The 12,581-nt window shown below is 68.5% G+C and carries 8 protein-coding genes; 5 read left to right on the top strand and 3 right to left on the bottom strand.

Going from position 1 to position 12,581, the window contains the following annotated elements; all coding sequences use genetic code 11:
* Position 1 precedes the first annotated feature (1 nt).
* Both ACX80K_RS15200 and ACX80K_RS15195 read right to left on the bottom strand, forming a co-directional pair.
* Positions 2 to 772: an alpha/beta fold hydrolase gene (locus ACX80K_RS15200; protein WP_459272732.1), complete on the bottom strand. Its 771-nt coding sequence runs from the start codon at positions 770 to 772 to the stop codon at positions 2 to 4.
* A gap of 126 nt (positions 773 to 898) precedes the next feature.
* Complete coding sequence (locus ACX80K_RS15195; RefSeq protein WP_459272731.1) at positions 899 to 3,175, bottom strand: beta-galactosidase; 2,277 nt, start codon at positions 3,173 to 3,175, stop codon at positions 899 to 901.
* Positions 3,176 to 3,519: 344 nt separating this feature from the next.
* On the opposite strand from ACX80K_RS15195, the gene ACX80K_RS15190 reads away from it, so the two are divergent.
* From ACX80K_RS15190 to ACX80K_RS15180, 3 genes are read left to right on the top strand one after another with little or no spacing between them, the layout of a single operon-like run.
* Positions 3,520 to 4,851, top strand: coding sequence for an ABC transporter substrate-binding protein (locus tag ACX80K_RS15190; RefSeq protein ID WP_459272730.1), 1,332 nt, complete (start codon positions 3,520 to 3,522; stop codon positions 4,849 to 4,851).
* Positions 4,848 to 5,837: a carbohydrate ABC transporter permease gene (locus ACX80K_RS15185; RefSeq protein WP_459272729.1), complete on the top strand. Its 990-nt coding sequence runs from the start codon at positions 4,848 to 4,850 to the stop codon at positions 5,835 to 5,837. Before ACX80K_RS15190 ends, ACX80K_RS15185 begins: the two co-directional genes overlap by 4 nt.
* Entirely contained in the window at positions 5,831 to 6,697 is an 867-nt protein-coding gene (locus ACX80K_RS15180) for a carbohydrate ABC transporter permease (RefSeq protein WP_459272728.1), read from the top strand. Before ACX80K_RS15185 ends, ACX80K_RS15180 begins: the two co-directional genes overlap by 7 nt.
* 65 nt (positions 6,698 to 6,762) lie before the next feature.
* Here ACX80K_RS15180 and ACX80K_RS15175 read toward each other — a convergent pair whose 3' ends face one another.
* Complete coding sequence (locus ACX80K_RS15175) at positions 6,763 to 7,665, bottom strand: AraC family transcriptional regulator (RefSeq protein ID WP_459272727.1); 903 nt, start codon at positions 7,663 to 7,665, stop codon at positions 6,763 to 6,765.
* Positions 7,666 to 7,717: 52 nt separating this feature from the next.
* Between ACX80K_RS15175 and ACX80K_RS15170 the strand changes: the two genes are divergently transcribed.
* Complete coding sequence (locus tag ACX80K_RS15170) at positions 7,718 to 11,056, top strand: DUF5107 domain-containing protein (RefSeq protein WP_459272726.1); 3,339 nt, start codon at positions 7,718 to 7,720, stop codon at positions 11,054 to 11,056.
* Positions 11,053 to 12,357 (top strand): cellulase-like family protein, encoded by a 1,305-nt coding sequence (locus tag ACX80K_RS15165; protein ID WP_459272725.1) that lies wholly within the window; start codon positions 11,053 to 11,055, stop codon positions 12,355 to 12,357. Before ACX80K_RS15170 ends, ACX80K_RS15165 begins: the two co-directional genes overlap by 4 nt.
* Positions 12,358 to 12,581 lie beyond the last annotated feature (224 nt).

The following is a 12,581-nucleotide window of genomic DNA, read 5'->3' as shown; positions in this document are numbered from 1 at the left end:
TTCACCGGCCGCGCACGACGAAGTCCCCGATCCACTGCACGGTTCCCGGATGGTCGAGATGGAAGCCGTGCCGCCCTCCCGGCACCTTCACCAGGGTGGCGCGCGGGATCCCGTCGAACAGCGCCCTCGCGTTCTCGAGCGGGGTCAGCGCATCCTCGGTCCCGTGCAGGACGAGGGTCCTTGCCGCAATCGCGCCGAGGCTCTCCCGCGTGTCGTGATCCCTGCTCGCCCTGAAGTGTCCGCGCTTCGCCGCCGTCGACGCGCGGGACGCGAAGAACGTCCGGACGTCGTCCCGGTGCTGCCCGGCCCACTCGGGATCGAAGAAGTAGGGCTCCATGCGGGCGGGGTCACCGCTGTACAGCGCGGCCGTCGCGTCCCGGGCACGGCGACGGCCTGAGGGCCCACCCGCCGACGTGGCGGCCAGGACCAGGGCGCCGACACGCTGCGGGTGGTCGATCGCCAGCCATTGGCCGACCCGCCCGCCCATCGAGTGCCCGTACACGTGGGCCCGGTCGACCCCTGCATCGTCCAGCACGGCGGTCGCATCCGTGGCGAACAGGCGGGTGGAGTACGCGTCAGGGTCCCCTTCGGTGCTGAGGCCGACGCCGCGGTGATCGAACCGGATCACCCGGAAGCCCTGCGCGAGCTCGGCGACGATCGGGGTCCAGCCGGCGGCGCCCGTGGCCTGGCCCGCGATCAGCAGGAGCGGCTCGCCGCAGCCCTCCGCGGTCCATGACACCTGCACGCCATCGGCGCCCTCTGCAACGGGCATGCTGTCCTCCTCCGCCTCCGGGCCGTGTCCCGACCACTCTTCCGCAGCGGCCGGGCAGTTGTCTGCCGCGGGCCCCGCCGATGAAGGACGCGCCTGGCACGGAAACGGCATCAGGTCCGGCGCGCGTCAGGGGACGGACTCCGCCCAGTGCCAGGACGTCACGGCCGTGACGCACTCGACGCTTCCGCGCTGCCGGTAGGGAGAGGAAGACGTCGGGCGCGCGTCCGCCGGGAGATGGACGTCCGCGTCCTCGTGGAGGGGCAGCACGGTCAGGAGGATCTCCTCCCCGGCGGATACGGGGGCGGCGTCGAGGTCGACGATCCAGCAGGATCCGTCCCAGAAGCGATCGGAGAAGAGGCCTGCCCTGCCGGCGAGGTGCGCGCAGTCGCCGGTCCACCGGATCTCCAGCTCCCGACGCATGATCGGCGACTGCTCGAGCGGCGGCAGGCTGATCCCGTAGGAGGCGCCCAGCGCCCGGATGGTCTCGCCGCTCGGGGCACTCGCGCGACCGGCCGACGTGCCGTAGGTCGGAGGCACCGTGCCGGCGGGCCTCCGGGGGGCCACGTCCAGCCGACGCCGCCCCACCGCGACGGGGGCCGTCCCTGTCCGCACCGCGGTGAAGGACCGCGTCGACGGGGTGTAGCGGACGACCTCGGGGTGGAGGGCCTCCGAGCGCCCGTGGAGCGTCCCGTCGGTCTCGAGCCAGAGGGGCTCCTCGGACAGCAGCAGCTGGCGCCCGCTGCCGGAGCCGAGCACCCAGGCCCTGGTCGCCTCCGGCGCGGGCAGGACGACGACGTCGAGGTGGGCCGTCCCGGTGGTGCACCGATACGTCCTGACCTCCGTGACGGACCCCGAACCGGAACACCCGGCGTCGTCGTCCGGCTGGTCCGGCGTCACGGTGATGCCGTCGGCCCAGTGCCAGCTCACGGGGATGCCGGGCTCCGCGGTGAGGACGAGGACACTGCCGTCCTCGCCGTGCAGGACCGTCAGGGGCGAAGCGGTCGCCCACTCCAGCTCGATCCCGTCGACGACGAGGCCGACGGGCCAGTGGGCGATCGTCCCGGCCGGGATCTCGAGGGGCGCCGGCGGGAACTCCACCGGCGCGCCGTCCATCGTCAGCGAGAACCGCGCGCCCGCGTAGGGCGGGAGCGGCACGTAGGGCTGATGCCAGGTGACGAAGACGAAGGCGGTGCGTCCGTTGCTCCGCACGGCCCAGCGAAGGGTCGTCGTGTCGTCGACCCCTGAGGGGCGGACGTCGGGGAGCCGCGACGGCAGCGGGGCCAGGAGCGCGCCGAAGGCGTCCAGGAAGGCATGCTGGCGTCGAAGGTGGGCGTGGCTGGGCGCGAGCCGGCCGGACGCTCCGACCGGTGCGTGGAAATCGTAGTCGTACCGGGGCAGGTCGTTCGGATACCCGGTGTCGTGCGATTCCTGCAGGCCCGTCGTGTAGGCGTGGTCGCGGGGTGAGGGATTCGTCCCTCCGGCGTACATGTAGTACCCCTGCCAGGCGGAGCCGCTGCCGATCTTGTTGTGGGCGACGGCGGCGATGTCGAGGCCGTCGGGGCGGGGCCGCCGATGGTACGCGGTGGCCATCCCTCCGCCGAGTTCGCACGTCGCCGGTGGGTACGGACCGGCCGCCGGGCCTGCCGCCCCCGGTGCTGTCCGGAGGTCCGCGCCGATGCCGGGGTCGTCCCAGTCGTGCGAGTAGAAGTAGTGTGCCCGGAACGTAGGGTCCCACGGCTGGTCCGCATCGACCCAGAAACCGTCGCCGTACCCACCGAAGAGCGGGACGACGTCGTCGAGCGGGAGGTCCGCCCCGCCCCATGCCGTCGCCGTCCAGAAGGGCGCGGTGATGCCGCTGTCGATCGCCATCTCCTTCAGCGTGCTGAGGTGACCGGGCTGGTCGTAGAGCTCGTTCTCCAGCTGGACCGCGAGCACGGGTCCGCCCGGACGGCAGAGGGCGTCGATCTGTCGTCCGATCGCACGTAGCCAGGGTGCGATCAGCGCCAGGTAGGCGGGGTCGTCGGTCCGGTGGTGCACGGGCGAATCGAGCACCCAGTCCGGGAAGCCGCCGTTGCGGGCCTCGCCATGGCACCAGGGGCCTATCCTGACGACGACGGCCAGGTCCAGCTCCCCGCACAACCGGATGAAGGCGGCGAGGTCGAGTCGGTCCGCGAAGGACACGGCTCCTTGCCGGGGTTCATGGTGCAGCCAGAACACATAGGTGGCCACGACCGTGATGCCTCCGGCCTTCATGAGGTTGAGACGCTCCCGCCACTGGTCGCGGGGTACCCGGCTGTAGTGCATCTCCCCGGAGACGGGGATGACGGGGAGTCCATCCTTCTCCACGAATCGCCCGGTGAGGCGGTAGCGGGACGACTCGTCCCCGCTGACCGGCGGTCTCACCGTTCCCGTTGTCGGCCCTGATCGTCCATCGATCCCCAGGGCGGCTCCCGGCCTACTCGTCATCACTGGCTGTGGACCTCCCGCCGGCCGTCCAGCCGGCTTCCCTGCCTGACGCACCGCCTCGGCAGCGCTCAGGCGGCTCCGCGAGGAGCCGATGCCGCACGGTGTGGCACGGGGATCATCTAAGCAAAGCGCGCCGTCGAATCAAACTTGCGCGGGCACATGTACAGGATCGTCCATATTCCCAGCGCATATACCTATGTCGGACGAACTCCTCCACGCCTAGATTTGCCGCAGCGGACTCGTCGGGTCCCTTCCCGTCCTGCAGTGCAAAGGAGCATGTAATGTTCGGCAACCACTTCTCGAGCCGCCGGTCGGTCCTGGCCGCATCGGTGATCATCGTCCTCTCCGGTGGGCTCACTGCCTGCAGCAGTTCCGGCGGCGAGGCCGCACCCGCCGCGCAGGAGGGCCCCGTGGACATCACCTTCCAGTCCTGGGTCCCCAACATCGATCAGGCCGTCGACGCCTACAACGCTTCCCAGGACGACGTGAATGTCACCCTGGAGACGATCACCGCCGGACCCGACGGCGGGTACGCCAAGATGCTGTCCGCCGTCCAGGCAGGCAACCCGGCCGATGTCGCCCAGCTCGGATACGACGCGATCCCGGACTTCCTCGTCAACGATGCGCTCGAGGACATCACCGAGTACGTCGGCGATCAGGAGGACGAGTTCGTGCCCTGGCAATGGGAGACCGGGGTCTTCAACGACAGCGTCTATGCAGTCCCGCAGGCGAGTGGGCCGCTCGGCCAGTTCTACCGCAAGGACGTCTTCGACTCCCTCGGTATCACCTATCCCACGACGTGGGACGAGTACTACGAAGCCGCCAAGAAGATCCGGGCCTCCGACCCCGACCGGTACATCACGGCATTCGCCTTCAACCAGGCACCCTGGCTCATCGGCCTGTCCCAGCAGGGTGGCGGGAACTGGTTCGCCGCCGAGAACGATGCCTGGACCGTCACCATCGACGACGACGAAACCCTCAAGGTCGCGGACTTCTGGCAGAGGATGATCGACGAGGACCTCGTGAAGATCGAAGCGGACTTCTCGAGCGAATGGAACGCGGACATCCAGAACGGCAACGTCGTCTCGTGGATCTCGGGATCCTGGGCCGACGCCATCCTCCGAGGCACGGCACCGGATACGGCAGGGCAGTGGGCCGTCGGCGCCATGCCCCAGTGGGAGGCCGGCGAGAACGTCTCCGCGACCTGGGCCGGCGGTTCCGCCAGTGCCGTCCTCAAGGGTTCGGACCATCCCAGGGAAGCGGCGGAGTTCGCGGCCTGGCTGAACTCCGACCCGGAGAGCGTCAGCATCCTGACCAGCGTCGGAGCAGGATGGCCGGCCATCGCCGACACCAGCTCCATCGCGTCCCTCCAGGACGATCCGGAGGTCTTCGCCTTCTACGGCGGTCAGGACATCTGGGACGTCTTCGCCGAGTCCGACAAGAGCGTCGACAACACCTGGAAGTGGCCTCCCCTGTCCTCGACCCTGTTCGCCTCGCTCAGCGACAACGTCAAGACAGCCGTCGAGAGCGGGACGCCGCTCAAGGATGCCTACAACAGCACGCAGGACGACATGACCGCCGCTCTCGAGGACAAGGGAATCGCGGTCAATTGAGCCAGACCCGAGCGGCGGGGCGCATCGAGCGCCCCGCCCCAGCCTCGACACCCTCCGGCAGCAGCCCCCGCACCCCCGTGACGGCACGGGCCCAGCCTCTCCGTCACTCCAGGGCAGCCGTGCTGGTGATGGTCGCGCCGTTCGCAGTCATGTTCGCCGCGTTCTTCATCGCCCCCATCGTCTACGCGATCAATGACAGCCTCTTCTCCACGAAAGCATCAGGACTGGGCTTCGGGGCGCCCGAGAAGACCTTCGTCCTCTTCGACAACTACGCTGCCGCCCTCGGCAATGCGTCCTTCCGTGAGAGCCTCGGGCGGCTCCTGGCCTTCGCGGCCATCGAAGTACCGCTCATGGTCGTCACCGCGGTCGCCCTCGCGCTGCTGATCGACTCCGCCAGCGCCCGGCTCCCCCGGCTCTTCCGGGTCGTCTTCTTCATTCCGTACGGGGTGCCCGGAGTCATCGCCGCCCTGCTCTGGGGCTTCCTCTACATCCCGGCGACCAGCCCGATCCTGCAGATCCTGTCCTCCGTGGGCATCGACCTGAACCCGCTCAGCACCGACAGCATCCTCTTCGCGATCGCCAATATCGCCCTGTGGGGCTTCGCCGGCTACAACATGCTCATCCTCATCGCGGCCCTCAACGCGATTCCCTCGGAACTCTACGAGGCAGCGAAGATCGACGGCGCCTCCGACTGGGCGATCACCTGGCGTATCAAACTGCCGCTGGTACGCCCCTCCGTCATCCTGATCACCGTCTTCACGATCATCGGCACCCTCCAGCTCTTCGTGGAACCACTCGTCCTCAGGCCACTGACGACGGCGATCAGCTCCGACTACACCCCGAACCTCGCTGCATACAACCAGTCGTTCTCCCAGGGGAACCCCAACCTGGCCGCCGCCATGGCTGTTCTCGTGGCGCTCCTCGGTTTCGCCTTCTCCTTCGGGTTCCTCCGGCTCGTGAACCGCACAGGAGACCGCGCATGGTGAGAACCAGCAGGCCGATACGCCCGCCGCTGACCAGCACCCTCGTGGTGAACGGCGTGCTCATCATCGCCGCCCTCTACTTCCTCCTGCCCATCCTCTGGGTCCTCGTGGCGGCGACCAAGAGCCCGGGAGAACTGTTCAGCAGCTTCGGCCTCTGGTTCACGGACTCGCCCCAGGCCTGGCAGAACATCGGCAACGTCTTCACCCAGGACGGCGGCATCTTCACCTCCTGGGTCCTCAACAGCATCCTGTACTCCGCGGTCGGCGCCCTGGCAGCGACGGTCCTCTCCGCCGCTTGCGGCTACGCGATCGCGAAATTCCCCTTCAAGGGCCGTGAGCTGCTGTTCTCGATCATTCTCGGCGGAGTGCTCGTCCCCGCTACGGTGATCGCGCTGCCGCTCTACTTCCTCCTCAACGCCGTCGACCTCACGGGTACGTACTGGTCGGTCCTTCTTCCCAGTATGGTCAGCCCCTTCGGCGTCTACCTCGCCCGTATCCATGCCAATGCCGCGGTACCGGACGAGATCCTCGAGGCCGCCCGCATCGACGGTGCCGGCGACCTGCGCATCTTCGGGGCCATCGCGGCCCGCATGATGACCCCGGCACTGGTCACGATCTTCCTCTTCCAGTTCGTGACGATCTGGAACAACTACCTGCTGCCGCTGGTCATGCTCAGCGAGACGAGGACGTTCCCCCTCACGCTCGGACTGACCCTGTGGAATTCGCAGACCCAGCGCGATCCCGCGTTCTACCAACTGGTCGTGACCGGGTCGGCGCTCTCGGCGATCCTGCTGGTGGCGCTCATGATCGGACTGCAGCGCTTCTGGAAGGCCGACCTGACCGCGGGTGCCACCAAGGGGTGAACACAGCCCCCGCCGGCCCTCCCCCGCAGCCTTCGTCCGTCCGGCGGACCTGCAGCCCCTTCCTCCTATCCCTTCCGCTCCGATCGGTAGGCACTCGGGCTCGACCCGTGCAGGCGACTGAACTGACGGGAGAAGTAGAACTGGTCGGACATCCCGATCTCCTGTCCCACCTGCTTCACGGACAGCTCGGTCGTATCCAGGAGGCGCCGGGCACGCGCCATCTTCAGGGCCAGATGGTGCGCGAGGACGCCTCCCCCGGTCGCCTCCCGGAACAGCTTGCTGAGCTGGGACGACGACACGCCGACGACCGCGGCCAGATGAGGTACACGGATCGCCCCGTCGATGCGTTCCTCGAGGAAGCGCATCGCCTGTTCCAGGGGCGTCCCCTGCTCGGGGGACCTGCGATCCACGGCCAGGGAGGTCAGCAGACGCCACGCCATCCCGGCCGTCGCGATCAGACGCGCAGGTGACTGGTCACGTTCCAGCGCGCTGATGATCTCATCGAGCACGGCCGTCAACCGATCCACGGCGATCAACCCGATCAGAGGCCGGTCGGGCGTGACGCCGGCCTCGGCAATGAGCTCCGGCACATCCGTTCCCCGGACGTGGCACCACCAGATCGTCCATGGATCGTCCTCGTCGGCGCCGTACGCGTGTGGCAGACCGGTGTTCCCGGGGAGGACGACCGCCGTCGACTTCGCCACCCGCATCCGGACGCCGGCAACCTCGACCCACCCGCTGCCCGCCGTGCAGAGCATGACGATGGTCTCAGGTGCTCCCCTCGGCCGGTGCCGCCCGTGACCGGTAGCAGTCGGGAAGAACCCTGCATCGGTGACGATCATCCGACGGGTGACCGGACGGCTGAGCGCCTCCCTGACCAGAGGACGCGGGACGACGACCAGGCGCTGGTCATCGAAGCCCGCAGCCCGTCCCTCGACAGGGTGGGGCGTATAGGATCGTCCATGCATATTTCATTATGTGCCATGGCGGTAGGGGCGACCCGTTCCTACTGTTGATCCTGTGAGCCATGCCGATGACGTCCAGAGTTCCATCGTCCTTCCCCCTGCGCCCGAGGATCAGCAGCGTCTTCTCGATGCAGGCGGCGTGGCCTGCTGGAGCGAAGCGGTCCTCATCGACACCTATGCGCCCGCAGAACCGGATGAATATCCGATGTTCCTGGACCGACGCGTGTATCAGGGTTCCAGCGGACGGGTGTACCCCATCCCGTTCACCGACCGGATCTCGGCGACGAAGGAGCCCCGCCTCTGGCAGGCGGTGCACCTCGAGAACCGGTGGATCCGGCTGATGGTCCTGCCCGAGCTCGGGGGACGGATCCATATCGGCTACGACAAGACCAACGGATACGACTTCTTCTACCGCAACAACGTCATCAAACCGGCCCTCGTCGGCCTGGCGGGACCGTGGATCTCCGGCGGGGTCGAGTTCAACTGGCCCCAGCACCACCGCCCGGGTACCTACCTACCGGTCGAGACGGCTGTCGACCGGTCCGAGGAGGGCGCGGTGACCGTCTGGCAGAGCGACATCGACCCCCTGCAGCGGATGCGCGGCAGCCATGGCATCCGGATCCGTCCCGACAGTTCGCACATCGAGGTGCCCGTCCGGCTCTACAACCGCACCGACGAGCCGCAGACCTTCCTGTGGTGGGCCAACGTGGCCGCCCATGTGCACGAGGACTACCAGTCGTTCTTCCCCGTGGACGTGCGTTACGTGGCGGACCATGCGCGACGAGCCATCACTGCTTTCCCCCGCGCGGACCGGCCCTACTACGGGGTCGACTACCCTGCAGGCGTCAGCCCGTCCCGACCTGACGCCGACCGGATCGACTACTACGCGAACATCCCTGTTCCCACCTCGTACATGGTCACGGAAAGTCGTGATGACTTCTTCGGAGGTTACGACCATCGGGCCGGAGCCGGCTTCGTCCACTGGGCCCCCCGCTCCATCGCCCCCGGGAAGAAGCAGTGGACCTGGGGCAACGGTCCCGTAGGGCACGCCTGGGACCGGCTCCTCACGGATACGGACGGCCCCTACGTGGAACTCATGGCCGGGGTCTTCACCGACAACCAACCGGACTTCAGCTACCTCGCACCCGGCGAGACGCGGACCTTCAGCCAGAACTGGTACCCCATCCGAGCCATCGGGCCCGCTCAGCAGGCGACCCGGGACCTCGCACTCTCCCTGCGCCGTACGGGCGAAGGGCCGGCAGGCGGGCATGCTGTCCAGGTGGGCGTCGCGAGCGCGGTCGTCCTCAAGGAAGCCCGGATCATCCTCACCAGCGGGGGTGCGCCCGTCTGGGAGACGGTGACGCCGATCGCACCTGACCGGCCCTTCACGATGCCCGTGCATCTTCCCTCCGCCCTGGCCCCAGCATCGCTCACAGTGCGCGTCCTCGTCGACGACGTCGAGCTCATCCGCTGGACGATGCCACCCGAGCAGCCCGACCCTCCGCTCCTCGACCCCGAGGATCAGGGGGGCGAGGAGCCGTGGGTTGCGAGCGAGCCGGCACCGCCGGCGGAGCTGGCCTCGGCCGACGAGCTCTACCTCACCGGCATCCACCTCCAGCAGAACCGCCATCCGACGCGATCCGCAGCCCCCTACTTCGAAGAGGTACTGCGCCGCGATCCGCGCGATTCCCGGGCATGCCTCGCCCTCGGAGCCTGGTACCACCACCGGGGGGACTACGACGCGGCCTCGGGACTCTACACGAGAGCACTCGACCGCCTGACCAGCCGGAACCTCAATCCACCGACCGGGGAGGCGCACTACAGGCTCGGTCTTCTCGCCGAACGAGCCGGGCGTCTCGTGGAAGCAGAGGACCTCTTCAGGAAGGCTGCCTGGGACAGCGCCTGGGCGCACCCTTCCCACCTCGGTGCAGCCCGCGTGGCACTTCGGACGCACAGGACCTCCGAAGCCCTCGAGCAGGCCGATCAGGCGAGGCAGCACGACTCCGCAAGTCCTGCGGCGCAACACGCGGCGGTCGTTGCGCTGCGGCGGAAGGGTGATCATCGTGCGGCCGAACACCTGCTGCGACAGAGGCTCGCCGCCGACCCGCTCGACCCCGTCGCCCAGGCCCTCACGGGAGAGTTCGCGCCGATCGATCCGCGGACCGTCCTGACCGTCGCCTGCGAGATCCGGCGGCTCGGTGACACGACGGGCGCGCTGGACCTCACCCGGACCGTCCTGGTGTCGTCACCGAGCACCTTCGGCAACCAGGAACCGATGCGGCACTATCTCAGGGCGCACTGGTTCCAGGCCCTCGGCGACCGGGCAGCAGCGGCAGCTGAACGAGGGGAGGCCCGACGGACGACGACGAAGTACGCGTTCCCCTCCGGCCTCGACGACTTCGACGCCCTGGTCGCCGCAATCACCGCTGAACCATCCGACGACGTCGCCCACGCACTGCTCGGAGCCTGGCTGCTCGATGCCGGTCGCACAGCGGACGCACACCGGGTACTCGAACGGGCGACCCGGATGGGTTCCACGGACCCCGTGGCCTGGCGGAACGCGGGCGTGGCCACGATCAACAGCGGTGGGTCCGTCGCGGCCGGAGTCGCCTACTTCGACCGGGCACTCACCCTCAGAGCCGGAGACCCCCGCCTCGTCTTCGAGCGCGCGCTCCTGGCCTCCCTGACCGACGAGCCCCTCGAGTCGCGGCTGCAGCGGATCGAGCAGTGCGGGCCGTCGGTGCTCGTCCGCGACGACCTGGCACTCCACTACGTCAACCTGCTCGTGGACGCGGACCGGGCCGAGGATGCGCTCGCCATCATGCGGGACCGAATCTTCCAGCCCTTCGAAGGTGGGGAGGGAGAGGCGCTTGCGGCCTATGATCGGGCGTCCCTTGCTGCTGCCCGGCGCCTCCTCGATGCGCAGCCCTCCGCTGCAGCCCGCTTGTTGAGGCAGGGGATCGAGGCCCCCTCGAACCTGGCCGAAGGACGCCACCCCGCGGGCAGCCTCGCCGAACGATTCGTTCTGCTCGGAGATGCACTCGGGGCGTCGGGCGACGTCGAGGAGGCGCGGGTCGCCTATGCCCGGGCCTGCGAAGGCCCGGGTCCCCGGGCCGTGAACCGGACGATCGACCACGAGGACTACTGGCGGGGGGTGGCCTGTCTCAGGCTCGGCCGCGACCATGAGGCGACCGAGGTCTGGCTGGACCTCGAGCGCAGGGCGTCGGACCTCGAGAAGGCTGGTCCGGAGGTCGACTACTTCGCCACCTCACTGCCTGAGCTGCTGCTGTTCACGCGCACCGCCGGGACGGACCGGGAGCTGCTGGCCCACCGACTCAGGGCTCTCGCCGACCGCGGCAGGTGCCTCCAAGCGAAGGAGCTGACCGCATCATGAGCGACCGATACCTCGGACCAGGAACCGTCGATCCCTCCCCCACGGGTCTGACCGGACCGGTTCCCGAGCACCTTCCCTCCCGGCTCACCATCAGCCTGTGGGACTTCTCCTGGTACACCCGGGCAGAGGCAGGCGGGCCCTACGCCGATCTCGATGCGGCATGCGCGGCAACGGCAGCGCTGGGATACAACACCATCAGGATCTGCGCAGCCCCCCTGCTGCTCTTCGGGAACCTCGGTCTGGCGGACCTCGCGTCGGCCCTGGAGATCGAGGGCCTGGGCCCGCGGCCGGACGGCGGGTACTTCGGGCAACGCACCCGCTGGTACGACGCCCCGGGCGGTTACACGCTCGACCTGCAGGAACGCCTGATCGAGCTCTTCGATGCGGCGTCCAGGCACGGCCTCGTCGTCGTCCTCGCCAGCTGGGAGTACCAGCAGTCCCCTGCTTTCGCTCGATCGGAGGACTGGTTCCGCGCGATCGACGCGGTCCCCCTCCCGGACCGGTACGCCCTCCTCGCCGGCGCGTGGGACCGACTGATTCTCGCCCTCACCGACGCGGGCCATCGGCAGCGGATAGCACTCGTCGAGGTCCACAACGAAGTCGACTTCTCCATCCTGCCCGGACTCCAGGACGGCGGCGGTGAGGCCGTGCGACGCCTCCGGGATCTTCATCCCGACCTCCTGATCACGGCGAGCTACGGAAAGCCTCCCCACCTCACGATGCATGAGCTCCCGGACAGCCTCGGGGCGGCCCAATTCCACATCTACAGCTACGGAGTCCTCGACGCGCTCCAGAAGAGGATCGACATACGGTCCCAGAACAGCCCTGATTTCCCCAATCCGGAACTCACCGCCCTCCTGCGGCCCGGTGCCCCGACGCCCACCCACTACGGGCGGCCGGCAGAGTGGAAGTTCGCGGCCACCGTGGTGACCGACCAGATGGTGTACGGCTACGACTGGATCGACACCGAGGCGTGGGACGCGTGGCTCTACAACGAGTACGGTGCCTACCGCGAGGTCATGCGCCGGGAGATCGAATCGCGGGTCATCGCCGTCGCCGGATGGGCGCGCTGGCGACAGATCCCGGCGATCGTCGGTGAAGGCTGGATCGGTTACACGCCACTCCATGGCACGTTCGAGGAAGGACCCATCGGCCGGGAACTGGCGGAGCACGGCATCAGGACCGCCCTCGAACACGGGGTCTGGGGCATGGTCCTGGGATCGAACGCGGCACCGCACCACCCCTTCTGGTCGAACAGGGAATGGCAGCTGCGACTGAACGCGCTGATCCTCGGACACTGAACCCTGCGCAACTCCGCCGACGGCGGAGCTGATCACCGCGGCTCAGAAGCATCGATAGCGGGCGGCTGCAGAACGCACTGGGGCGCCCAGGGATCCGTGCCTTCCGGGAACTTCCGGGCTCGGTCATCGAGTTAAGGAGTCAGCTGCCCTTCGTCGAATCGCCGGCGCAGCCCTTCACCCACACGAGGAGTGCATCATCGTCAGCCGGACTGCCATGATCGGGG

The organism is Arthrobacter sorbitolis (assembly GCF_054510995.1).
Note: the sequence above shows the minus strand (reverse complement) of the source record. Positions and strands in the feature narration are given on the sequence as shown.